Below are 23,381 nucleotides of genomic sequence, written 5' to 3'. Positions count from 1 at the left end.
CCCGAGCAACAACTACGCAACAATTAATCAAAGCAATTCATGATTTTTCGATCCAGAGAAGCCACGTCTCGTTTGCCCGAAACGTGGCTTTTTTCATTAAGCGATGCCATAAACAGACAAATTCGCTTAAATTAAAAACCAGAACCGCGCTTCACACGGTTTCTTTATTGAAACATTAATTGGAAAAGCATACTATACAAAATACAAGCTTCCCCTGACGATCGTTTGGTCTTTGACGCCCATGCGCATTGCCAACCTACCGAGGAGTCAATTTTTATGAGTCAGAAACATCGCTATTTACCAATCGCGCGCATTTCCGCTGGAATGGTGTTGGCGGATGAATTACTCGACAAAATGGGTCATGTTCTCCTTCCTGCAGGAACGCAACTCACTAAAAACATGATTAACTCGATGGAACATCACGATGTTCATCAACTGTCCATCGTGATCGAAGAGACTGAAGAAGAAAAACAAGAAGAATTAGCCGAACGCCAACGCAAACGTGACCGACTTGCCATCGTATTTAGACACGGCCCATACCAAGCGCCCACTTCAACATTGATGTCCTTGATTGCCAAATTTCGGGAAGAACCAACATCATGACGCAATTTATTACGGACGTTGATGACCATCAAATTTCTCTCGAAGAAGTCATCAACAAGATCAACGATCTACCGATGCTGCCCGATGTCGCCAAGGAGATGCTGAGTGATCTAAACAATGATGACATCAGCCTTGATGCCATCGTTGAAAAAGTCGCTCTCGATCAAGCTTTAGCGGCAAAAGTATTGCGCCTCGCAAATGCCTCAATTTATGGTGCGAACTCGAAGGTCGTAACGATACAGCAAGCCGTCGCGATGCTAGGCATCAAAAATTTGAAGAATTTAATTCGCTTGAGTATCTTCACGAAACACTTGCCACATGCCGCCTGTCGTGGCTTCGATAATCAAGCATATTGGCGGCACAATATTGCCACGGCAATCTGTGCAGAATTAATTTCTAGAACCTTACACATGAAGCATGACTTCGCCTTCACGGCGGGTCTCTTGCATGACATTGGCCGCCTAGTACTAGTTTCGCGCTTCCCTAGAAAATATGAACAAGTCATCGAAAGTGCTAAGCGTAGCGATACCAGCCTACTCGAAGCAGAACGTAGCGTACTCGGGGTGGATCACGTCGCGGTTGGTTTAGTACTAGCACTTCAATGGAACTTCTCAGACGCGATCCAAGATGGCATACGCGGACATCACGATCCCGATGATAAAGAACTCAACTCAGTCGCCGCTATCGTTCATGTCGCCAATGCAATTGTTCATGCACTTGATCTCAATAATGACGAGCGCGAGCTGGTGCCTCTGATATCGCAACATGCCTGGGATGTGCTATCCCTCTCGGATGAAGCGTATTTAGCAATCTTTCATGAGACAGAGCTGCGCGTCGAAGCGATGAATCAGATGCTTCAAAGCTCTTAGTTCTTAAATATGAATTCATGATTCGATGCTAGACTTGCGCCAAGCAATCGATTGGATAAATTCCTTTGCCCAAAATAAAAACGTAGAACGCATTGAATCGAGAATAAATGGAACACTTTCGGCAATTTAAAGAGACGAATTTCAAGCTCGCCGATATTGAGCTCTTTCGCAACCTAAGCGCAGATCAACATGATTTGATCAAAGCCCATTTGGCGCAATGCCCGGTCTATCGCGCCCATGCTGGCGAAGTCGTCCTCGACAGTAACAACGGCGTCGGCAATCTCTACATTATTTTAAGAGGTAACCTTGCACTGACCTCGAGCACTTCGCGGAGGCAACTCGAAGGTGCGACAACCCAGTATTTCGCAGGGGAATGCGTAGGAGAAATTTCAGTTCTGGATGATGAAGGACACCTCTCCACCATTGCAGCGGTCACCGATAGTGAGTTACTCGCGATCGATTCTGCAACGATGTGGAAATTGATTGATGAATCCAACGGCGTCGCCCGCAACCTGCTTCAACTGCTTTCGTTCAGAATTCGTGCGGCCAATGCGCAGTTACGGAATCGTCAAAAAGTTGGCGAATTCTACCGCCAACTTTCGATGGTAGACGGTTTGACCGGACTCAATAATCGTTCTTGGCTCAATACCCAACTGCCAGGTCTGATTGATAGTGCGCACGCCACCGCCAGTGAATTAAGCGTCATCATGCTAGACCTTGATCACTTCAAGCAATTTAATGATCGTTTCGGCCATGTTTTAGGCGACGAGGCACTTCAAGCAGCGGCTAAGGTAATCAGTAATGGCCTGCGTCCAAGTGACTTTGCTGCCCGCTACGGTGGTGAAGAAATGATTGTAATACTTCCAAACACACCTAAAGAATCGGCACTTATCGTCGCAGAACGCTTGTGCGAACGTATTCGCCACACTAAAGTTTTTCAAAACGATGCGATAGGCTTACCACATATTACAGCTTCGATCGGACTCGCATCGCTAGCCGAAGGGCAAGATGGTCTTGCCGTGATCGCTGCGTCGGATGCGGCACTCTACCGCGCCAAAGAACGCGGTAGAAACCAAGTTGCATTGTAACGAGACTGCATTTTGATATCTGCCAGAGTAAAAAAGCGAAGAAGCGAAATATCTTGAATCTTCTCAGCATCTTGATAGCGCTGATCATCGACTTTCTACTATTAAAAACAAAAAGCCCGTCGTAAGAAACCGACGGGCTTTTGTATTTAAGTATCTTTCAGATCAGAAGCGATGACGCATACCGATTTGAACCGCACGAGCAGATCCACCTGGCGTTTCTGTGAAACCACCAGATGCGCTAGCAGCACCTAAAGCGTACTGACCATCATTCTGATTGCGGATACGACCGAACACTGTATAAACATCTGTACGTTTAGACAAATTATAGTCGTAGCCAATCGCGATTTGTGTCACGTCGCTGTTAGACAATGTACGATCATCTTGATGGCTATACGAAGTCATAATGCGACCGTTACCCACTTTGTAGTGCATACCTAAGCTATAGCTAGTCGCATCAAGCTTGAAGTTTTTCGCTACTGTAGTGCGGAACACACTCGTCCATGCACCGACAACAGCCGCTGGCACACCTGCATTACGCAAACTTGGGCCGATTTCCTTATCCCATGCATCGTAGAACACTGGCAACAAAATCGAGTTTTCATTCTTCATCGCTTGGTAACCAGCGAAGAATTTGAAATCACCTGCAGCGTAGGAACCACCTGCTGTAGTCGTAATCAAACCGGTTGTTCCATCCATGTTTGTACCACGGTTGTAACCGATACCAACGTCAAAGCCATTTGCTTTGTACTTCACCATACCTGCGATGAATTTGTCGTCCAAACCGACATAGCCAGAGTTCTTGAAACCGTACATCAAGGAAGCTGCTATCCCGCTAGGTAACTCGATACGATACTGAGCTGCTTTATTGGAACGAATCGCCATACCCGAAGTCAGCAAGCCACCAGTACCACCAGTGATACCGCCCCAACTACCTGCCATACCGCTTTCGAACGTATCTGCAGCGTTAAAAATTTCGTAAGCTGGTGTGTACATACGACCAGCTAAAACAGCACCAACTGGAGTAATCAAACCAACCATCGCAGTACGGTCGAACATGCCACCATCTGGGCCGCCGCCCCGTTGCAACACGTACGTATTAGTTGCGTTGACGTTGTACTTTGGTTGCAAAGCTTCACGAACACCTTGCAAAGTCTGCGCTGCAGCCCCCTTCAAAGTTGGATTACCAAAGTCAGGAAAATCCATACCTTTTGTCAAAGCATAACCTTGATAATCACTGATATTGCCCGCTTTGTTTGCACCAGTGTCAACTTCAACACGTGCTTCGAGGTTAAAAATGGCTTTGTATCCGCCACCCATATCCTCTGTGCCTTTAAAGCCCAAACGGGAACCATCAGCAATACCACTTACCATTTTCGTTTGGTTAGCTTTGCCGTTGGAATTGAACTGAATACCAGCGTCCAAAATACCGTAGATGGTTACATTGGTCTGAGCCAGAACTGGCGCTGTAAAGCAAGTGGTCAACACTGCCGCCAACATTTTTAATTTCATTTTTTACTGTCCCCAATAAGAGTTCTTCTGAAAACTGTTGAATCGAACGTACGTACTAATTTCATAGCTCAAAATATGACATTGATCGCGATTCTTGTATAGGATCTCGCGAGCCATTTCATTCGCTGTCGCAAAAAAACTACGTCGAAAAGTTCTTCAAAAATTTATTTTTTCGAAGATTCGCAAAACCCCAAATTTCACTCTGACAAAGTTCATTTTACTCTGCAAAATTAACGGCTTAGACAATACCAGTGAAAGCTTCCAAATAGCGTTTATTTTCGAATAATTCTTCTAATTTTTGCTGTCGTTTAATTGCACGTCTCAATACATCAACGCAGAATATTGGCATATAGTGGGCGCTCTAAATAGCACTAGCGTTCGTTTAGCTTTATTCAATAATTGACCCAGGAGACAAAATGCGTCATCTCAAATTATCTCTCACCATTCTCGCCGCAGCAGCATTAACAGCTTGCGGAGGTGGCACTAGCAGCAGTTCTAAAGATCCTGCGCCAAAAATCACCTTTTCTTCTCAAGTCACATTTGGTGACAGCTTGAGCGACGTTGGTACTTACAAAGTTGGTACAGTCGCAGCTCTCGGTGGTGGCAAATACACCATCAACAGCGCAACAGCGAAAAACTGGACTGAAATCGTCGCAGCAAACTTAGGCTTGCCAGCACCATGCGCGGCACAAACAGGCTTGGAAGGTGCTGCGGCACAAGGCTTTAACGTTCCTGTCACTGTCAAAGCTGGATGTACTGGCTATGCACAAGGTGGTGCGCGTGTAACCAATCCTGTTGGGCCAGGTAATAAAGCCTTGGGCGGTGCCAATGCTGTTCTGGGCCAAACAACTGTGCCAGTCGTCACTCAAATTAACAACTACTTGGCAGCTAACGGTGGCAAATTCTCTGGCACTGAAATCGTATTTGTAAGCGGCGGTCCAAATGACGTTTTCATCAAAACTGGTGAATTGTCTGCTGCGGCAACGCAAGCTGCAACTGCAGCAGTTACTGCAGCAGTACCAGGCCAAATTCAAAAAGATATCGCTGCCGGCACTTGCAAACCAACTGATGCTCAAGCAAGTAACTGTATCAACGCTGCGGTTGCCACTTTGACTCCAACCGTTGGTGCTGCAGCAGGTGCGGCTTATGCGTCAGCTAACGCTCAAACTTATGTTGATGCGATCGGTACAGCAGGTACTGAATTGGCTGGCTACGTGAAAAACCTGATCTTGGCAAAAGGTGCGAAATACGTTGTTGTCGTGAATATGCCAGATATGAGCAAAACACCTGCAGCTTTAGCGCAATCTAAAGATTCTCAAACGTTGTTGAATGGTATGAGCATCACTTTCAATGCCCGTTTAATCGAAGGTTTGGCCGGTTTAGACAATGTGTTGATGGTCGACTTGTACACACGCTTCCGTGATCACGCAGCAAACCCATCAGCTTACGGTATTAGTAACATTACGACTCCTGCTTGTGATCTAAGCGCCGCTAAGAATCCTTTGGGCTCATCGTTGGTCTGCTCAGCGAATAACTTGATCCCAGGCGATACAAGTAAGTATTATTTTGCTGATACCGTTCATCCAACACCATTTGGTAATCAACTGTTCGCAGATTACATCACCGCTGAAATCGCAAAACGCGGCTGGAAATAAGCATAAAAAAGAGAACACCTTTTACGGCGCTCTCTTCACAGGCCACAAACAAAAGGGACCTTCGCGGTCCCTTTTGCATTTTCTTTGGCATTCCGAAATTATTTCATTTCACACGTTTCACGTATTTCACGCCGTAGTTGGTATTTTGAATCGCTTCTGCAACACACTATCTAAACTAAACTCACCAACTCCTTTTGCAAACAAGATCAACAACAAAATCCCCCAATAAAAATGATCGTTAATGGCGGCAGGACACTCAAACGACCATAGCTGAGGATATGACACAACCGCCATCAAATTCACTGCCAATAAACCCATCGCTACAGGTCGGCTGAACAAACCTAGGAGCAAGAATATTGGCAAAACTAATTCACCGCCTGCCCCGAGGACTGCAGCTATTTCAGGAGGCAGCAAAGGAACATTGTATTCCTCGCGAAACAGACTTAATGTCGACTCCCAATCTTGCACCTTCACCAGACCTGATTTGAAAAACTGCCACCCTACAAATCCCCGAACCAAGAGACCAACCAGACTATAGCCCCAACGATCGAGCAAGGCATCAAATCGCATAGAGCATTGGTGGACTTTCAAGAAAAATTTCATATTCAATTCCTCGGACAATAATCTGCTTTGTCGTGCTCGATCTTATTTCCTTACAAATCTAAGCAGAAAAAATTCCTGCAGCAAACCACTTTTGCAAATGCGCACCGACATCGAACTGCGCGTCGATTTGCAAGGCTTGATCAAGTGCGGCACCAAGCGTAACGCCGTTCTGCAAGCACTCCAAAGCAGTAAAGCCAGCCTGATCCAATGGCATCACCTCAACCCGCCAGTGCGGCCTTACTACTACCGCGTAGGACGGTTGCTCCAGATCGCTTGGCAGCCCCGAAAACTCTTCCGTTTGATGCGCCTGCCACACCTTTACTGCAGCTTTATCGCTTTTAAACAAAACAGAACAGGGAACAAACGACAAACACGCATCTTGCGCATGCCCCCCCGCCGTTTGCAGAAAACCCGTTAGTGTCAATGACTCATTCGGCGCTTGGGCGTAATAACTCTGATGCACCAACCACTCAAGTTGAGCGACAGCAGGCATATAGTGGTATTCAGCCAAAGGAGCAACACCAAGGAGAAAGTCTGCAAAAAGTTCACCAAATACATTCAAATCACCTGCTTGGGACGGATAGCGGCGACCATAGGAGCGCGCCAAATCTTCAAAGAAATCTTCACCGACAAGACGTTGAATGACGGGATAAGCATTGGCTAATGACTTGTTCCAAATCGCCAAAAGATTTCCGCGATAAATCGCGATACGCTCTTCAGCTGAGCCATGCTTACATCGTAGAGAAGCTGCGATCAAACCATCATCAAATTCGAGCAATGCTCGCGCAAAATTCGACTGCAATTCAGCCAGCTTAGTCGACATGATGCAACTCCTGGCAGGTTTTCTGTATTGCTTTTGCTTTTTCCGCTTCGACAACTAAAACTTCGACGTCGGGAATATCAGTGTCCCATTCAATCAGAGTTGGAATCGTGGGGCTGATATTGCGACATACAAACTCATAGAGATCCCACACCTCTTTCCGCACTCGACTTCCATGGTCATCGATCAAACAATCCTCAACCTGACTGTGACCTGCCAAATGAATTTCACCAATTGACCTCACCTGCTGCTGATAAAACTCAAACTCGTGTGAGGCAGGTTCAGCATGATTGAACTGGTTGACAAATACATTGTTAACATCCAACAAAATGCCACAGCCAGTACGTTTGCTTAAGCGACACAAAAAATCAGCCTCACACATTTGATCATCTTGAAAGCGAAGGTAGCTCGACACGTTTTCGATCAACACGGTTCGCTTCAAAATATTCTGCAGAAAATCTACCCGTTCTGCCATCAAATCTAAACTTTCAAAGCTTAAAGGCATGGGTAACAAATCATTCAAATGGCGACCATTGATCGCCCCCCAACAGAGATGTTCCGATACTAGCGCGGGCTGTATGCGATCAACCAAGGCTTTCAATCGCTGAGCATGCGACTCTTTAAATCCCTGCGCTGAACCAAGAGCGAGACCAACACCATGCAAACTAATGGGATAGTCTTGCGCTAATTTTTCCAGGACAAATAAATCAAATCCACCGCTCGCGAAGAAATTTTCAGAATGAACCTCTAACCAATCTACCTTAATTTTTCGTTCGAGAAAATCACGATAATGCGGCGTGCGTAAACCTATCCCGACGCCTTGCAAGCGAGCGTTGCTTACCTCGTTGATCTGCTTCATTTCAGCGTTCATGTGCCAGTTCTAAATCGAAGAAATTCCAGAGCACTCAAAAAAATGCTTCTGTAAAATAAATAGCGAGGTGTCCTTGCAACACCTCGCTACCTTCAAACATTCCAGAATCGTTTTGCTAAACGATTCAACTCATTACGCTTTTGGTGCTTCCAACTTACCACCAGACTTTTCGCATGTGCCTGCTGGGACTTTTTTCCATTCATTTGGGTCATTATCTTTCTTAGCTTGACCAGCACATGAATGGCTACCATTTTTTGTTGCGCAATCATTTTGGCCTGCTTTTGCAACACCCCAGCACTTCTCAGTTTTTGGGGTATCCGCTGCCATCGCAGCAGAAGAACTTACCAAACCAGCTAATGCAACAGCGATCAATGCTTTGTTATTCATCTTCATTCTCCAATAGAAAAAATATCAGTTTTAGACCTAGTAATTCGGATCAATATCACGAGCTACTTGCAGTAGTCGAGCTATCGTTCCGTTCCTTACACAATTCTTCGATTTTTTTTGCTTTTCAATTTTGCACAGGTTCATTCACTTAGTAAAGTCATTACATCACTCTAATTGTTTTTAGCGATCAAGTTCAAAGCAAGACCAAAAAACCAGCAAATACGTTCAAAGACATTCAAGTTGCACCGCAACAGTGGTGCAAAATGGTGTATCCTCGAAGCTTGTTTATTCGAATTACAATGAGATCATGCAAGAAATTTCTTTTACTGTTGAAGGCGAATTTGTCGAACTCAACCAGTTGCTCAAATTAATTGGCGTCTGTGACAGTGGCGGAGCTGGAAAAATGATTGTTGCAAGCGGCGAGGTCAAAGTCGATGGACACCAAGAGTTACGCAAAACAGCGAAAATTCGTCCGGGCCAAGTAGTCGAATTAGGTGATCTACGAGTGAAGGTCAATGGCTAGACTCGCAAAAAAAATGAATCGCCAATACTCAAAAGCTCAATAAAAAAGCACCTCTCAGGTGCTTTTTTATTTTGTCTGGCCAGCCCTTTTAGGCCGCCTCGACTTCAATCTCATTGTTGATCAAGAACTGTGCGAGCATATTGTCCATCGTATCGACATGGTGCTCGAACCAGTGTGGAAGCTCTTCTGCGAGGCGCTCGCCGAGATCTCGTTCTCCCTCTGCAAATCGGCGACGCACCTCTTGCATCACTTGTAGCACTGCGTCATGCTCAGCTTGATGACAGGCTGCTGGCGGAAATCCAGCATCGCGCATCCACTTATTTTCTTGTTCAAAGTGCTCAATCGAATGTTCGATCAATGCATCTAATCGCTCAAGAAACGGCGATTGATCCTCACTCTGGGCAAGAGCTGCGCAGAGCGTCACAAACTCTTGATGCGTCGCATCCATAACTTGATGCTTTAGACTCAATCTCTCAGACCAGCCCCAATTTGCTTTCGTCATACGATTCCTTCACAACTAAAACTAAAACTTTACAAAGAGAAAATAAATAAAAATTTCGCACAGCAACATATTTATTCAGGCACATTATGGTCGCTTTATTTTGCAATGCAACAAAAAATCGCACCCATTTTACATTTGTTAATGCATTTGGACACGCAGTTTGTATTTTCTCAAAGGCCCGTCGATAAGAATTTGAATGCGAAAAAAAAGCGCCCTGTTGAGCGCTTCTTCGACATTTTTGAGTCAAGTAATGACTGGCACACAATGAGTTGTGCGATCGAGGATCAAAACCTCAAGCGGTTGTATTGATATTTCTACCTAAATTGGGTGGTAAGTTCGGTACATTGGCGCTTGAATTTGGGATCGCTTCAATCAAGGCCGTTGCACTCTCTTGGCTGATATCTTGAGCTTTTTTCAAGACTGCGATACTCACTTGCTGGCTAACACCCACATCAGCCAGCGTCGTCGCTGTCTTAGCAATTCCGTTAACGTCCATGACAATCCTCCTTATCTGCATCTGTGATATCGGCAGCACTTTTGAGAAACTTTAGGGATTCCAATAAAAATTTCTCATGGCGAGGCAGATCAAGATGCCGATTGGAATTATCAAAATGAAATAATAATATTTACGTTTTCACAATGAGGCTTTGAATAAACTGCAAAACGCTCGCGGTATTATTCAAGTCCAACCACACAAGATCCTTACGACCTCCTTCTTCGCTATTAGGACGCGGCACATCCGAGGCCACCAATCGTATCCAAGGGTCATTTGGATACAAAGCTGGCTTCCCCAAGGACGGTCGCCACACTTCAAGTTTGGGAATTTCCGCCCATTTGTAACCCTCGACGAGAAAAAAATCAGCAGGCTGCATGCGCGCCAAGATCTCTGCGAGATTAGGCTCTGGTGCTTGCCGTAATTCTTCCACAAATGCTAAACGATAAGGGGACGCTAAGACGACTTGCGTCGCGCCAGCACGCCGAAAACGTGCCGTGTCTTTGTGCTCAGGTTCGAGTACCACATCGTGGTGTGAATGCTTTAGGACACCAACCCGATAATCACTCTGACTTAGTTCGAGCAAAAGTCGTTCGAGCAAGGTCGTCTTGCCACTACCAGACCAACCAACGATTCCAAGACAAGGCGTAGTCATAAGAATTTATGCATAAAAAAAGGAGAGTATATGCAAATACCCTCCTCGCGGTACAACTATTGATCAGCAGATTTTACTTTCTTGAGTCGACTCAAAGTTCATCTGCTCTTTGTACGTTATCCACTATTGCGCAAACCAGCTGCGATACCATTGATCGACAAATGAATACCACGGCGCACGCGCTCATCTTCATCGCCTTGGCGGTAGCGTTTTAATAGCTCGACTTGCACGTGATTGAGTGGTGACAAATAAGGGAAACGATTGACGATAGAACGCTTCAACAAAGGGTTATCCGACAACAAATCTTCGCGACCTGAAATCTGCTTCAAGACGGAAATCGTCAAAGTGTGTTCCGCCTCGATGCGCGGGAAAATACGATTGCGGAGCTCTTCATCCTTCACCAATTGCGCATAACGGCTCGCAATGCCGATATCACTCTTGGCTAACACCATTTCCATATTCGACAACACCGTCGAGAAGAAAGACCATTGTTTAAACATCGCCCGCAGCGTTGCTAAACCATCGCTAGGATGATCGTCCAAAAAGCGTTGCACCGCACTACCGAAACCGAACCAGCCTGGCAACATCAAACGACATTGCGACCAGCTGAAGACCCAAGGAATCGCGCGTAAATCTTCAATCGCCGTGGACTTCTTACGTGACGCAGGACGACTACCGATATTCAAACCCGCGATTTCTGAAATTACGGTGGATTCCCAGAAGTATTGTTCAAAGCCTTCGGTCTCATACACCATATTGCGATAAGCGCGGAAAGCATGATTCGACAACTCTTCCATTGCTTTCAAAAATTCCGGTTTCGGTGCAGGTTCGGTGTGCGACAACATACTCGCTTCCATGGTTGCCGCTGCCAATACTTCGAGATTACGACGTCCCACTTCTGGGTTCGCATACTTCGCCGTAATCACTTCACCCTGTTCGGTTAAGCGGATCTGACCTTGCACCGCACCGGCTGGTTGCGCCAAGATCGCTTGATAGCTAGGACCACCGCCGCGACCGACCGAGCCACCGCGACCATGGAATAAACGCAAACGTACGCCATGTTTCGCAAAGATCTCGACCAAATCGATTTCCGCTTTGTAGAGTTCCCAACCCGAGGTCAAGAAACCACCATCCTTATTACTGTCGGAATAGCCAAGCATGACTTCTTGTGCATTATTCCGGCTGGACAACAATCGTGCATAAGCAGGAATCGCCAACAAGCGATCCATCGCAGGCGCACTATTTTGCAAGTCGCCTATCGTTTCAAACAATGGAATGATATTGACGTCAAGACGACCTTCAGCAGGATGCAACAAGCCTGACTCTTTCAAGAGCAAAGCCAGTTCCAACATATCTGACACGCCATCGGTCTTGGAGATAATGCAGTTCGGCACCGCGCCTTTACCGTAGCGTTGTTGCGCCGTGCATGCAGCTCGATAAATCGCGAGTTCCGATTGCGTCTCTTCGGAGTAAGTCAAATACGGCGAAGCCAACGGACGCGCAGAGCTAATCTCACCGATCAAAACCTCGATGCGCTGATCTTCGTTCAAAGACAAATAATCGACATCCGGATTCGCTGCACGCAGGAGTTCGGCGACCACGCGTTCATGCACATCGGAATTCTGACGCAAATCAATCGGCGCCAAATAGAAACCAAACACACGCACTGCGCGACGCAAGTGACGGAGGCGACCACGGGTGATGCCTTCCGACCCATTCATTTGCAAAGAATGATGGATGATATCGAGATCTGCCACCAACTCTTCTGCCGTCGCATAGGCAGGCGCAATGCCGCAAGCTGGGATCACTGGATCAAGACCCAAGAGATTCTTCAGAGTCATCGCCAAGCGCGCATAAATGCCACTGACGGCGAGACGATAAGGTTCATCGGCACGATGCGGAGAATGATCAGGCGAGCGTTCTGCGAGTGCGACCAATTCTGGCGATACTTTGACCAGTAACGTCGCCATCGACAATTGCGAACCCAAGGTGTGCAATTCATCGAGATAGAATTTCAATGCACGCGTGGCCTGCATCACCAAGGTTTTCTCGAGTACGGTCGCCGTTACGAAAGGATTACCATCGCGATCACCGCCAATCCAACTGCCCATACGCATGAAGCTCGGCAATTCAGTATCAACAAAGCTTGCATCTTTACTCGCCAACAAATCTTCTAAGCCCGCATACAGATGCGGCAATTCACGCAGGAAAGTGTAGTCGTAAAAACTCAGGCCGTTTTCTACTTCATCGAGTACCGACAACTTCGACATGCGCAGCATACGGGTCTGCCACAAGGTCAACACCGCGCGTTGCAAGGCTTCTTCATTGGCTCGTGATTCTTCCGGTGTCAGCTGCATACGATCGCGTTCATCGAGCAAACGCGTGATCACCATTTGGCAGTTCAAAATACTCTTACGCTGAACTTCGGTGGGATGCGCGGTCAACACAGGTGTCACTTGTGCTGTTTCAAAGAAGCTGCGTAAATTGGTAGTCGCCTCTTTTTCCGCAAACAGTGTTTCGATGGTGTGCGCCAAGCTGCCACGACGAGGCAAGGAACCAGCGATCAAGTGGGCGCGAGTACGACGAATATGATGTTGGTCTTCCGCCAAATTAACGAGGTGCGAGAAATAACTGAAGGCGCGGATCAAGTGCGTGGTTTGATCATTGGTCAAGGTATCGAGCGTATTTTCCAAAGCCGCACGTGCATCATGATCGGCATCACGACGGAAACGAATCGAATTCTGACGTACCGTTTCAATCAAGGAGAACATTTCTTCCCCATGTTGTTGTCGAACCGTGTCACCCAAAATGCGGCCGAGGCGGCGGATGTCTTCACGGAGGCTCTGGTCTTTATCGTCGGCGATATCGTTCATGATCGTCTTTACAAAACTGTGGCGTAAGAAGCAAAAATGCGGTTGAAAATCTAAAAAGTGTAAATCGTTTAGTATTTATGTGCAGCGCACAAAAAGTCACAACATCTTAACAAAGCAAACCAAGAAAGCTACAGAAATTGTGCGCTCATTCAAGATATATCAAGCTGCTCAAGTTTTTCTGAACATTCGTTAGTGAAGTCTCGAGAACTGCCCTACTTTCGCGACACTGTCATGTATCGCGTACAGCATCACGACGGGCGAAGGATGGTCACGCGCACTCTGCGCAGCACATTCCCGTCAAGCTCAAGTCAGCACATTCCTGTGCGGCACAGGAATGTGCGACTCAACTTCCCTAGGCTTTGTTTAGCGATGTTTTTTCCGAAGTGCTAACAGCAATCCTTTGGTCGAGCTATCGTAGTCTTCTTTCACGGCAGCAGGATCAAGGCTGATCAATTGCTGCGCCAAAGATTTACCCAGCTCGACACCCCATTGGTCAAAAGCATTGATATCCCAGATCACGGATTGCACAAACACTTTGTGCTCATACAGAGCGATCAGGGCGCCCAATGAACGTGGCGTTAAGGAATCCAACAAGACCGTCGAGGTTGGACGATTGCCTTCGAACACGCGCGGTGCCAACATTTTTTCGGGCAGATCACCGAGTTCAGCGCGTACTTCTTCGATATTTTTACCCCACGCCATGGCTTTCGATTGCGCGAAGCAGTTTGCGAGCAAGGCTTGGTTATGTCCTGGCAAGCCGGCATCATCTTCCGCCACCACGATAAAATCGGTTGGAATAATCGTCGCACCTTGATGCAGCAATTGAAAATACGCATGCTGTCCATTAGTGCCCGCCTCGCCAAACAGAATCGGTGAAGTCGTGTAGTCGACACGATTGCCTTCACGTGTCACTGATTTACCATTGCTCTCCATTTCAAGCTGCTGCAAATAAGCCGGCAAGCGCGTCATACGTTGGTGGTAAGGCGCAATCGACAAAGCTTGGAGACCGAGGAAATTGATATTCCAAACGCCAATCAAGGCCATCAACACTGGCAAATTTTGCTCTAGCGGTGCTTGCGCGAAATGCAAATCCATCTCATGCGCGCCGGCCAGCATTTCTTCAAAACGATCAGCACCAACGTACAGAGCAATCGACAAACCAATCGCACTCCACATCGAATAACGACCACCAGCCCAGTTCCAGAATGGGAAGACGTTTTCTTCAGCGATACCAAATTCTTTGGCCTCTTTGACATTGGTGCTCAGTGCCACGAAGTGTTGGCGGATCTGATTCTCAGGACAACCATGATTCAACATCCACTCACGTGCAGTGCGTGCATTGGTCAAGGTTTCCATGGTGGTGAAGGTTTTCGAAGCCACCACAATCAAGGTCGTTTCAGGATCAGCACCTTCCAAGGCATCCGCCACATGACGACCATCGACATTCGAAACAAAATGCAGAGAGAGATTTTTTTGTGACCACGGCGCCAGCGCGATACAGGCCATTTGCGGGCCAAGATCGGAACCACCGATGCCGATATTGACGATGGTGCGAATCGGTTTGCCGGTATAACCTAACCAACGGCCTTCACGTACTGCATCACTGAAGCTCCGCATTTGCGCTAAGACGCTATGCACGTCGGCAGCAATGTTTTCGCCGTTGAGCATGAAGCGCTCACCTTTCGGCAAACGCAGCACCGTATGCAGAACCGCACGATTTTCGGTGTTATTGATGGCCTCGCCTTTGAGCATGGCGTCACGTCGACCTTCCACATCTTGTTGACGTGCCAGTGCCAGCAGATTCAGTTTCGCCGTGGTATCCATGCGCTGCTTGGAATAGTCCAACAAAATTCCGCAAGCCGAAGCAGAAAAATGCGTGAAGCGTTGTGGATCAGCGCGGAAGAGCTCTTTCAAGCTCGGCATATTGTTGGCGCGTTGCTGCAACAAAATCCACAGTGGAGTACGAGAAACTGAGATAGCCATGATCAAAAACGAAGTAAAGAGATGAAAGGATTTATGATTTTCCAGCAGCAGCCGCTTGGCTCGCCAATTGTGCGATGGCAGTCCAATCGTTGCTATTGATCAGATTCGCCGGACACATCCACGAACCGCCAACACACAAGACATTCGACTGCTGCAATAACGTTGGTGTCGAGTCCACCGTAACGCCGCCTGTCAAACAGAATTTCACATCAGGGAATGGTCCGCCAAGGGCTTTCGCCATTTTCACGCTCCCGACGATATCGGAAGGGAATAGCTTGACCACATCAAAGCCATGTTCCAGTGCCAACATCAAATCGCTCGCGCCACCAACACCAGGGAAATAAGTCAAACCTGATTCCTCTGCTGCTTTCGCCAAAGTCGGCGTGATGCCTGGGCTGATACCGAAAGCGGCGCCGCTATTGCGAACTGCATCCAACTGCGCTGGCGTTAAAATCGTACCAGCACCGACCGTCACTTCTGGGCAAGCTTTGACCACTTCGCGCAATACATTCATCGCATTCGGCGTACGCAAAGTGATCTCGACTGCAGGCAAGCCATTCCCTGCCAAAATTTGCACGCAGCGTATCGCTTGATCGACATCATCCGTCACCAAGATAGGCAAAACACGGACTTGTGAGAGTTGAGAAATAATTGCGGCTTTGGACATGCTCATGATTGACTCGCTTCTGTTCAAAATAAGTTCAAAAAATAGTTTTACCTTGCGACTATCGTGATGCTCTAGGGATCGATCTCAACAAGCGTCACACAAATAAAGTCGAGGCGCCCTGCTCTGGTGAAGTCACCACGCGACGCTGCGCCACAAACAAATCACGTCCATAGCCATAACCATTGTTTTGGCTGGCCGCGCTATCAGCAATATTCGGATTGCTACGTGCCGCCCAGGTTGCTTCATCGACCAAAGCACGCAATTCACCGGTATGTACATTGAGTTCGATCAGATCACCATCACGCACTTTACCGAGTGGACCACCCTGCGCAACTTCAGGGCTGACATGCAATGCGGCGGGCACTTTGCCAGACGCACCCGACATACGGCCATCCGTCACCAAAGCCACTTTGTGGCCAGCTGACATCAAGCTGCCTAGCACAGGCGTAAATTGATGCAGCTCTGGCATACCGTTGGCTTGTGGGCCTTGGAAGATCACCACTGCCACGAAATCTTGATTCAATTGGCCCGCTTTGTAGGCTTTTACCAAGGCGTCTTGCGAATCAAATACTTTCGCTGGTGCGCGCACGATCCATGCATCTTCAGGCACTGCCGAGGCCTTCACCATGGCGCGTCCCAAATTACCCTGCAATAGACGCAAACCACCGGTCGCTGCGAACGGTTCACTGACATTGCGAACCACATCAGGATTCGTCGTTTTCTCTGGATGTGCGACAAAAGCGACCTTGCCATCTTTCAATTCTGGACGGACCGTATGTGAAGCCAAACCGTGATCACCATACACTGTCATCACATCCGCGTGCATTAAGCCTTGCGACAACAATTCACGCATGATGAAAGTTGGACCGCCGGCTTCTTCGAATGCATTCACATCGGCGGTGCCATTCGGATAAACACGTGTCAGCAATGGAATGACGGAAGACAATTCATCGAAGTCTTGCCAGTCAATCAAAATACCAGCGGCGCGCGCCACAGAAATCCAATGGATCGTGTGATTGGTTGAACCACCGGTCGCCAACAAAGCGATCACCGCATTGACGATGGTTTTCTCGTTGACGAGTTGGCCGATAGGACGATAGTCGCCAGCGGTTTCTGTCAACTTCAATACTTGTTCGACCGCCGCGTCGGTCAAGGCATGGCGCAAAGGATCATTAGGATGAACAAAGGCCGCGCCCGGCAAATGCAGGCCCATCGCTTCTAACAACATTTGATTACTGTTCGCAGTGCCGTAGAAAGTACATGTACCAGCGCTGTGATAGGCCGCGCTCTCTGCTGCCAACAATTCTTCCTTGGTCGCCTTACCTTGGGCATAGCGCTCACGCACTGCGGCTTTTTCCTTATTCGACAAACCGGACCCCATCGGACCAGCAGGAATAAAGATGGTTGGTAAGTGTCCGAAAGCCAAAGCACCAATCAATAAACCAGGCACGATTTTGTCGCAGATACCAAGACACAAAGTCGCATCAAATGTGTCGTGCGATAAAGCTACAGCCGTTGCTTGCGCAATTACATCACGTGAAAACAATGACAATTCCATGCCGGGGCGGCCTTGTGTTACACCATCACACATCGCTGGCACGCCACCTGCAACTTGCGCCGTTGCGCCGAAATTCAAAGCAGCTTGTTTGATTTGATCAGGATAAGTCGCGTAAGGCTGATGTGCCGACAGCATATCGTTGTAGGCCGTCACGATACCGATGTTTGGTTTCTGCGCCTGATTCAACCAAATCTTGGTCTTGCCATCGGCAGCGGCATTGGCGTGCGCTTGATTGGCACAAGACAAACTGGCGCGACGCGGTCCACGATGACGCATTTGCTCCAAACGCGCCAAATATTCGCTCCGCAGTGTCTTACTGCGCTCAATAATGCGTTGTGTCACGGCGGCCACTACCGGGTTCATCGCAGGCCTTGGGGAAGTTGGTCCAAATGTCGTCATAGCTTTTTGTGGGGTTTTGATTCAGATACCTCAAAGATAGCACAAAAACAGAAAAAAGCTGTAACAAACTTTCAGAATTTCATAAATTTTCAGTTTTAGACAAAAATTTGATCAAAAACATCGTAATGAAACTACATTTTTGAAGAATTTTGGTTTATGCTATGGCATAATTTGTAGCGATAATATTAGTAATGCTTCGCAGTTGGTTTGACGATTAAGCTGAAATACTGGCGTTTCATACGGTTCATATTGCGCTTGACACTGAACTTCAGATCGTGAGTTGGCAAGCGTAAATCGTCTACCGAGCAAACAGGCAAGATAAGTAACAAAATAAATGAAAGAACATGCAGCAGCGTGCTGCATCAAAAAATCACTAACTAGTTTAATTCGGAGTCCACATGACTACTTTTGTTTTATTTGGCGGTACCGGCGATCTCGCGAAACGCAAGATTATTCCTGCACTGTACAGCGCCTTTGTGAATGGTCGCCTTGATCCCGAATTCACTTTTATCGGTGCTGCACGCGAAGCCCTTAGTGATGACGACTTCCGTCAACGTGTGGCCGCGAGTATTGAAACCTATGCTGGCAAAGCAAACGGTACAAAAGAACAGTTAGCGGCATTCCTGAATCTGGTTGGCTACAGCAAAATCGACGCTAAGAAACCAGAAGACTTCGAAAATCTGAAGGCCCGCGTCTCCGCCGACACGAGTAAAGCCAAATTGTTTTATTTGGCAATCGGCCCAGACATTTTTATTCCTGTGGTGGAGCAACTTTCCAAGCACGGCTTAGTTGAAGGCAATGCCCGTGTCGTGGTCGAGAAACCATTGGGACGCGATGCCAAATCCGCCAAGGAAATTAACTCGGCACTGCGCACCTACCTCAACGAAAACCAAATTTATCGTATTGATCACTATCTCGGTAAAGAGATGGTGCAAAACTTGTTTGCGCTGCGTTTTGCCAACTCTTTCCTCGAGCCTTTGTGGAATCGCAAGTGGATTCAAGACGTGCAGATTTCGATTTCCGAACAAGTCGGTGTCGAAACGCGCGGCGACTTCTACGATAAGACGGGTGCTCTGCGCGACATGGTACAAAACCATTTATTGCAATTGGTTTCTATCGTCGCCATGGAACCACCAGTGAACGCCAATCCAGATGCGATTCGTGATGAAAAAGTGAAAGTCTTACGTGCACTGCGCAAGTTCACCGCTGATGATGTCAGCAAAAAAACTGTGCGCGGCCAATACCGTGCTGGCGCAGTCGATGGCAAACCTGTCATTGGCTATCAAAATGAACCGGGCGTGCCTGCTTCCAGCCGCACAGAAACCTTTGTGGCGATCCGTGCAGAAATTGATAACTGGCGCTGGGCGGGAGTTCCTTTCTATTTGCGCACAGGCAAACGGATGGCGAGTCGTTGCGCAGAAATTACGATTAATTTCAAACCGATTCCTTATTCGATTTTTGGCAAAGGCCAAGGTCCGCTGCGCTCGAATCGTTTAGTGATCACCTTGCAGCCGGAAGAAAGCGTGCAATTATTCATGAAAGCCAAAGAACCCGGTGAAGGGATTCGTTTGTCCGACGTTGCCTTGAATTTGGATTTTGCTGAAGCTTCCAATTTGCGCCGCGTGGAATCCTACGAACGTTTGCTGCTCGATGCTTTGCATGGCGACCTCACATTGTTCGTCCGTGATGACGAATTAGGCGCTGCCTGGGAATGGATCGACCCCATCATGAACGCATGGGAGAACGATGCCGAAGGTTTGAAATCGTATATCGCCGGCAGTTGGGGCCCCGCTGCTGCTAGTTATTTATTAGCCCAACATGGCGCAGCTTGGGGCGAAGAATACGTCGAAGGCTAAGGCTGTCTCAAATACTCACGAGCAACCATACGCACACTCAAAAATTAGTGATGGAAGAATGAAGGTCGAATTATGCAAGCGCAAGTAAACTCTTTACCACCAACCGTACAATTCAAAGGTTTCGCCAACTTTGCGGAACTGAGTAAATCTTTAGTCGATGATTGGGTGGGCATGATTGACGACGCAGCAAAATTGCAGCGCACTGCGGCCTTCGCTCTCGCTGGTGGCACCACACCCGCGCCCGTGTATCGTGAACTTGATCAAGCCTTGGCTCAACGTGCGCCATCCGATGTTCGTCTAGCTGCCACCGATGAACGCTGGGTGCACGATAGCGATCCACAAAGCAATGAAGGCCTATTCAAGCAATGTTTGCCGCTTTCCTATCGCAAGAATTGGAATTTGGTCTCGCTCAAGAATGCGGCCAGCACACCAGAAGTCGCGATCGAAGCCATCAACGAACGCCTGAATCAACAACTGCCGCCGCATTTTGATGCGGTATTATTGGGCATGGGCGCCGATGGTCACATCGCTTCCTTATTCCCTGGCGCGCCGGTGCAAGCCGATGATTTAAATTGCTTGGCGGCAGTGCATCCGCAAACCCATCAAACGCGTATTTCACTGTCTCTGCCGCGCCTATTGCAAACGCAAAAGATCTGGTTGGTCATCACAGGCAATGAAAAACGCCAAGTTTTAGAGAATGCGCTCACCACAAGTTTGCCAATTACGAATTTATTGAAGCAAGCTCAGTGTAAAATTGAAGTTTTCTGGTGTCCATAATGCAGCACGGACAGCAAGCGCCCGCAGGCTCATCACCTGCTTTGCCACCAACTCATTTGCGATTGAGCATTCCGGATCCTTTTCAGCAGAAAGCACGCGCCATGGTCAATGTACTTTCCAAAAAAAATAATGCGACCAATAATCCACCAGAAAAAGGATTATTGGCGCGGATTCGTGTGGCCAGTACAGCGCTGAGTCGGGCAGAACGCCAAGTTGCTGAATTCCTGCTGCAGAAACCACACGACGCCCTTGAAATGTCGATTCGCGTTTTGGCACAGGTGTGTAATGTGTCGGAACCAACCGTCGCACGCTTTGCGCAATCGTTGGGTTTTGATGGCTTTAAATCCTTCAAACTCGCGTTCGCGAAAAGCTTGGCCACTGGCATCCCTTACTTGCACCTCGACGTTAATCAAGCCGATCAAGTTAAAGACGTTTTGCCCAAAGTGTTCGACCGCACCATTGCCGCCTTGATGGAAGCACGCAACTCTGCGAACAGCGCGAACTTCGAAGCTGCCGTCAATTTACTAGCACGGGCCCGTCGCATCGAATGCTATGGTCTTGGCTACTCTGGCGCCTTAGCCATCGACGCGCAATTAAAGTTCTTCCGCTTTGGCATTCCAACGACCGTCTTCTGCGACGCCCACTTACAAGCGCAGTCGGCAAGTCTGTTAAACAGCGACTGCTTGGTCGTCGCCTTCTCACGCACTGGCCGCACCCGTGACTTGATTCGTAGTGTACAAATCGCCAAAGATACCGGCGCCAAAGTGTTGGTATTGTGTGCCAGCGGTGGTCCATTGGCTGAGCTTGCTGACGTTCATATCAGCGTTGACGTGGAAGAAGATCCAGACATCTACACGCCAATGACCTCGCGCTTAGCGCATTTGACTTATATCGATGCCCTCGCCGTTGCCGTCACCTTATTGCGCGGTCCGGCTGCGATCGACATGTTAGAACGCGCCAAGGCTAGTATTTCTGAGAAACGCTTGGTGTCGCGCCTCGACGAAGCCTAATCTCCATATTTTCCACTCCGTCGACAAGATCTTTTCGGTTCAAACTAAGCCAGTTGGTGACTGGCTTAGCACCCGCCTGCTCGCCTACGACGGATTACAACATTCGTCGGCAAATTATTGAAAAAACATGCACGAAAACTGTTTTTTCTGGCAATCTATCTTGCATCGCTGAAGGCTTTTGTCGGTCGACGATCGGGTCACATTACCGTCTTTTGATTCGAGTACTCCTTCAGCCTTCCATGACCAATCAAGTGAATTGAACAGAACGCCAAAAACGGGAAAGCACATGACGCATCTCAGCTTGGAACAAGTAACAGAAACACTGAAAGACTTGCCGACCTTGCCGGCAATCGTGATGGAAATTCTCAATACTTTGGACAATGAGGACATCGACACTGCCGAGCTCGCCAACAAAGTAAGCCAAGATTTAGCGCTGACCGCAAAAACCCTGCGCTACGCAAATTCTCCATATTACTCGACCCTGATCAAGGTCACCACCATACAGCAAGCGATTTCGCTGATGGGCTTTGACACCGTGAGACACTTGGTCTTATCTGCCGCACTATCCGGCTGCTTCCCTGAAAATAATTGCAAAGGCTTCGATCATAAGGCCTTTTGGCGGCATTCCAACGCGGTCGCCTACACATCCAAATTAATCGCGCGGCGCATGGGCACCAACGAAGATGTGGCATTTACGGCCGGTCTTTTGCACGATATCGGTTTGCTTGCGCTCGTTACCCTTTATCCAAGACAGTTCGAAGAAGTTCTTGCCTACCGTAAAGAACACATGGCCACGCAATACGAAGCTGAGAGGAAGATTTTGGGTGTCGATCACGCAAGTGTTGGCGAAGCATTAGCAACCGAATGGCATTTCTCCGATGTGATGCGAAACACCATCGCCGCTCATCACCAACCTGATGAACCCGGACGTGGCTTTCTAGCATCGATCGTACATGTCGCCGACGGCATTGCACACATGCTCAGTGCAAATTCAGCCAATGGCACACAAACCATCACAGTGAATGTCGTCTCTTGGGATAGTCTCAAACTTGATCAATCTTCTTTAGACACGCTGTTAGAGGAAGCAACGATACGCTTCAAAAAATTAGATCAGATTGATTTGTAATTCCCTTGCTTGGATGAGGGCGCAGGCGAACTGCTGCGCAAGACCGTCTCTAAATAATTAAATAATGAGGTAAGCGCTATTTCCGTTGGTCTTGCAAAAGCAAATCAGTCACCATCACCTCTTGCACCTTATCGGTCTTAAATTCCAAATTAAAACGGCGTTTTAATTCCGCTTGGAGTTCATTGAATCCATCTTTGGATCGCAAGCTATCGACGTCCATGGTAGCGATCTCTTTTTTGAACAAATCGTTCATAGCACGCTCATGTTCCATCAACCAATCCTCATCACCGATGTTGACTTGAACTGTAACAGCCATGCGCGCTACCACACCTTGATCGTTCACAATGGTTTGTTTCAGCTCGATGTAGGTGAGATTGGCTGCATTGCGACCAGCGAAACGATTCTGGTAAATCACAAAAGCTGCGACACAAAAAATCACGAGAACGAAACCCGCAACATACATCGTAAATTTTTGTTCACTATCGACAGGCTTCAACAAAGCTGCCTTGGGCTTATCACTTGATTTTGCCATCCCATCCTCCCACGATGCCGCA

General features: G+C 47.8%; 22 protein-coding genes. 9 read left to right on the top strand and 13 right to left on the bottom strand.

Translation table 11 applies throughout. The annotated features are described in order from the left end of the window. Positions 1-276: 276 nt before the first annotated feature. From RF679_RS06780 to RF679_RS06770, 3 genes are all read left to right on the top strand, one after another. Positions 277-603, top strand: a complete 327-nt coding sequence (locus RF679_RS06780; protein WP_309483462.1) for a hypothetical protein — start codon at positions 277-279, stop codon at positions 601-603. Next, positions 600-1,472: an HDOD domain-containing protein gene (locus RF679_RS06775; RefSeq protein WP_309483461.1), complete on the top strand. Its 873-nt coding sequence runs from the start codon at positions 600-602 to the stop codon at positions 1,470-1,472. The genes RF679_RS06780 and RF679_RS06775 overlap by 4 nt, the downstream gene beginning before the upstream one ends. Positions 1,473-1,579: 107 nt before the next feature. Further along, positions 1,580-2,560 carry a GGDEF domain-containing protein gene (locus RF679_RS06770; RefSeq protein WP_309483460.1) on the top strand — a complete coding sequence of 327 codons (981 nt, stop codon included), beginning with the start codon at positions 1,580-1,582 and terminating at the stop codon, positions 2,558-2,560. Between the two features lie 162 nt (positions 2,561-2,722). On the opposite strand, the gene RF679_RS06765 is transcribed toward RF679_RS06770, so the two are convergent. Continuing rightward, entirely contained in the window at positions 2,723-4,069 is a 1,347-nt protein-coding gene (locus tag RF679_RS06765; protein WP_309483459.1) for a porin, read from the bottom strand. A 416-nt stretch (positions 4,070-4,485) separates the two neighbouring features. On the opposite strand from RF679_RS06765, the gene RF679_RS06760 reads away from it, so the two are divergent. After that, on the top strand, positions 4,486-5,724 hold the full coding sequence (locus RF679_RS06760) for an SGNH/GDSL hydrolase family protein (protein WP_309483458.1): 1,239 nt from the start codon (positions 4,486-4,488) through the stop codon (positions 5,722-5,724). Positions 5,725-5,850: 126 nt separating this feature from the next. Here the strand turns inward: RF679_RS06760 and RF679_RS06755 are convergent, their stop codons facing one another. The 4 genes from RF679_RS06755 to RF679_RS06740 form a co-directional block, all read right to left on the bottom strand. After that, entirely contained in the window at positions 5,851-6,327 is a 477-nt protein-coding gene (locus tag RF679_RS06755) for a DoxX family protein (RefSeq protein ID WP_309483457.1), read from the bottom strand. 58 nt (positions 6,328-6,385) lie between these two features. Next, complete coding sequence (locus RF679_RS06750; RefSeq protein WP_309483456.1) at positions 6,386-7,150, bottom strand: DNA-binding domain-containing protein; 765 nt, start codon at positions 7,148-7,150, stop codon at positions 6,386-6,388. Beyond that, a complete protein-coding gene (gene bufB, locus RF679_RS06745; protein WP_309483455.1) occupies positions 7,140-8,018 on the bottom strand; it encodes an MNIO family bufferin maturase in 879 nt (292 codons plus the stop codon). The genes RF679_RS06750 and bufB overlap by 11 nt, the downstream gene beginning before the upstream one ends. A 132-nt stretch (positions 8,019-8,150) precedes the next feature. Then, positions 8,151-8,405, bottom strand: coding sequence for a BufA1 family periplasmic bufferin-type metallophore (locus tag RF679_RS06740; RefSeq protein WP_309483454.1), 255 nt, complete (start codon positions 8,403-8,405; stop codon positions 8,151-8,153). Between the two features lie 307 nt (positions 8,406-8,712). Between RF679_RS06740 and RF679_RS06735 the strand changes: the two genes are divergently transcribed. After that, positions 8,713-8,928 (top strand): RNA-binding S4 domain-containing protein, encoded by a 216-nt coding sequence (locus tag RF679_RS06735; RefSeq protein WP_309483453.1) that lies wholly within the window; start codon positions 8,713-8,715, stop codon positions 8,926-8,928. An 88-nt stretch (positions 8,929-9,016) separates the two neighbouring features. Here RF679_RS06735 and RF679_RS06730 read toward each other — a convergent pair whose 3' ends face one another. From RF679_RS06730 to edd, 7 genes are all read right to left on the bottom strand, one after another. Beyond that, positions 9,017-9,430 carry a hemerythrin domain-containing protein gene (locus RF679_RS06730; protein WP_309483452.1) on the bottom strand — a complete coding sequence of 138 codons (414 nt, stop codon included), beginning with the start codon at positions 9,428-9,430 and terminating at the stop codon, positions 9,017-9,019. A 292-nt stretch (positions 9,431-9,722) separates the two neighbouring features. Beyond that, positions 9,723-9,926, bottom strand: coding sequence for a YjfB family protein (locus tag RF679_RS06725; RefSeq protein ID WP_309483451.1), 204 nt, complete (start codon positions 9,924-9,926; stop codon positions 9,723-9,725). Between the two features lie 130 nt (positions 9,927-10,056). After that, entirely contained in the window at positions 10,057-10,578 is a 522-nt protein-coding gene (gene mobB / locus RF679_RS06720) for a molybdopterin-guanine dinucleotide biosynthesis protein B (RefSeq protein ID WP_309483450.1), read from the bottom strand. Positions 10,579-10,694: 116 nt separating this feature from the next. After that, the gene (gene ppc / locus RF679_RS06715) at positions 10,695-13,451 is read right to left on the bottom strand and encodes a phosphoenolpyruvate carboxylase (RefSeq protein ID WP_309483449.1); all 2,757 of its coding nucleotides are present in this window, start codon (positions 13,449-13,451) and stop codon (positions 10,695-10,697) included. A gap of 363 nt (positions 13,452-13,814) precedes the next feature. Further along, positions 13,815-15,428, bottom strand: coding sequence for a glucose-6-phosphate isomerase (pgi, locus tag RF679_RS06710; protein WP_373921760.1), 1,614 nt, complete (start codon positions 15,426-15,428; stop codon positions 13,815-13,817). A gap of 37 nt (positions 15,429-15,465) precedes the next feature. Next, positions 15,466-16,107 carry a bifunctional 4-hydroxy-2-oxoglutarate aldolase/2-dehydro-3-deoxy-phosphogluconate aldolase gene (eda, locus tag RF679_RS06705; RefSeq protein WP_309483447.1) on the bottom strand — a complete coding sequence of 214 codons (642 nt, stop codon included), beginning with the start codon at positions 16,105-16,107 and terminating at the stop codon, positions 15,466-15,468. An 88-nt stretch (positions 16,108-16,195) separates the two neighbouring features. Beyond that, a complete protein-coding gene (edd, locus tag RF679_RS06700) occupies positions 16,196-18,022 on the bottom strand; it encodes a phosphogluconate dehydratase (protein WP_309483446.1) in 1,827 nt (608 codons plus the stop codon). Between the two features lie 434 nt (positions 18,023-18,456). On the opposite strand from edd, the gene zwf reads away from it, so the two are divergent. The 4 genes from zwf (at position 18,457) to RF679_RS06680 (ending at position 22,827) form a co-directional block, all read left to right on the top strand. Continuing rightward, positions 18,457-19,914: a glucose-6-phosphate dehydrogenase gene (gene zwf, locus RF679_RS06695; protein WP_309483445.1), complete on the top strand. Its 1,458-nt coding sequence runs from the start codon at positions 18,457-18,459 to the stop codon at positions 19,912-19,914. A gap of 72 nt (positions 19,915-19,986) precedes the next feature. Then, positions 19,987-20,691, top strand: a complete 705-nt coding sequence (gene pgl, locus RF679_RS06690) for a 6-phosphogluconolactonase (RefSeq protein WP_309483444.1) — start codon at positions 19,987-19,989, stop codon at positions 20,689-20,691. Further along, a complete protein-coding gene (locus RF679_RS06685; protein ID WP_309483443.1) occupies positions 20,691-21,701 on the top strand; it encodes an SIS domain-containing protein in 1,011 nt (336 codons plus the stop codon). The genes pgl and RF679_RS06685 overlap by 1 nt, the downstream gene beginning before the upstream one ends. Before the next feature lie 286 nt (positions 21,702-21,987). Next, complete coding sequence (locus RF679_RS06680; protein ID WP_309483442.1) at positions 21,988-22,827, top strand: HDOD domain-containing protein; 840 nt, start codon at positions 21,988-21,990, stop codon at positions 22,825-22,827. A gap of 76 nt (positions 22,828-22,903) precedes the next feature. Here RF679_RS06680 and RF679_RS06675 read toward each other — a convergent pair whose 3' ends face one another. Beyond that, positions 22,904-23,359, bottom strand: a complete 456-nt coding sequence (locus RF679_RS06675; protein ID WP_309483441.1) for a flagellar basal body-associated FliL family protein — start codon at positions 23,357-23,359, stop codon at positions 22,904-22,906. Positions 23,360-23,381 lie beyond the last annotated feature (22 nt).

Source organism: Undibacterium cyanobacteriorum (assembly GCF_031326225.1).
GTDB classification, from domain to species: domain Bacteria; phylum Pseudomonadota; class Gammaproteobacteria; order Burkholderiales; family Burkholderiaceae_D; genus Undibacterium; species Undibacterium cyanobacteriorum.
Note: the sequence above shows the minus strand (reverse complement) of the source record. Positions and strands in the feature narration are given on the sequence as shown.

Excerpts from the sequence above, each read along its gene's own strand:
- RF679_RS06780 (WP_309483462.1), top strand. The coding sequence starts at position 277 with ATGAGTCAGAAACATCGCTATTTACCAATCGCGCGCATTTCCGCTGGA.
- RF679_RS06775 (WP_309483461.1), top strand. The coding sequence starts at position 600 with ATGACGCAATTTATTACGGACGTTGATGACCATCAAATTTCTCTCGAA.
- RF679_RS06770 (WP_309483460.1), top strand. The coding sequence starts at position 1,580 with ATGGAACACTTTCGGCAATTTAAAGAGACGAATTTCAAGCTCGCCGAT.
- RF679_RS06765 (WP_309483459.1), bottom strand. The coding sequence starts at position 4,069 with ATGAAATTAAAAATGTTGGCGGCAGTGTTGACCACTTGCTTTACAGCG.
- RF679_RS06760 (WP_309483458.1), top strand. The coding sequence starts at position 4,486 with ATGCGTCATCTCAAATTATCTCTCACCATTCTCGCCGCAGCAGCATTA.
- RF679_RS06755 (WP_309483457.1), bottom strand. The coding sequence starts at position 6,327 with ATGAAATTTTTCTTGAAAGTCCACCAATGCTCTATGCGATTTGATGCC.
- RF679_RS06750 (WP_309483456.1), bottom strand. The coding sequence starts at position 7,150 with ATGTCGACTAAGCTGGCTGAATTGCAGTCGAATTTTGCGCGAGCATTG.
- bufB (WP_309483455.1), bottom strand. The coding sequence starts at position 8,018 with ATGAACGCTGAAATGAAGCAGATCAACGAGGTAAGCAACGCTCGCTTG.
- RF679_RS06740 (WP_309483454.1), bottom strand. The coding sequence starts at position 8,405 with ATGAATAACAAAGCATTGATCGCTGTTGCATTAGCTGGTTTGGTAAGT.
- RF679_RS06735 (WP_309483453.1), top strand. The coding sequence starts at position 8,713 with ATGCAAGAAATTTCTTTTACTGTTGAAGGCGAATTTGTCGAACTCAAC.
- RF679_RS06730 (WP_309483452.1), bottom strand. The coding sequence starts at position 9,430 with ATGACGAAAGCAAATTGGGGCTGGTCTGAGAGATTGAGTCTAAAGCAT.
- RF679_RS06725 (WP_309483451.1), bottom strand. The coding sequence starts at position 9,926 with ATGGACGTTAACGGAATTGCTAAGACAGCGACGACGCTGGCTGATGTG.
- mobB (WP_309483450.1), bottom strand. The coding sequence starts at position 10,578 with ATGACTACGCCTTGTCTTGGAATCGTTGGTTGGTCTGGTAGTGGCAAG.
- ppc (WP_309483449.1), bottom strand. The coding sequence starts at position 13,451 with ATGAACGATATCGCCGACGATAAAGACCAGAGCCTCCGTGAAGACATC.
- eda (WP_309483447.1), bottom strand. The coding sequence starts at position 16,107 with ATGAGCATGTCCAAAGCCGCAATTATTTCTCAACTCTCACAAGTCCGT.
- edd (WP_309483446.1), bottom strand. The coding sequence starts at position 18,022 with ATGAACCCGGTAGTGGCCGCCGTGACACAACGCATTATTGAGCGCAGT.
- zwf (WP_309483445.1), top strand. The coding sequence starts at position 18,457 with ATGACTACTTTTGTTTTATTTGGCGGTACCGGCGATCTCGCGAAACGC.
- pgl (WP_309483444.1), top strand. The coding sequence starts at position 19,987 with ATGCAAGCGCAAGTAAACTCTTTACCACCAACCGTACAATTCAAAGGT.
- RF679_RS06685 (WP_309483443.1), top strand. The coding sequence starts at position 20,691 with ATGCAGCACGGACAGCAAGCGCCCGCAGGCTCATCACCTGCTTTGCCA.
- RF679_RS06680 (WP_309483442.1), top strand. The coding sequence starts at position 21,988 with ATGACGCATCTCAGCTTGGAACAAGTAACAGAAACACTGAAAGACTTG.
- RF679_RS06675 (WP_309483441.1), bottom strand. The coding sequence starts at position 23,359 with ATGGCAAAATCAAGTGATAAGCCCAAGGCAGCTTTGTTGAAGCCTGTC.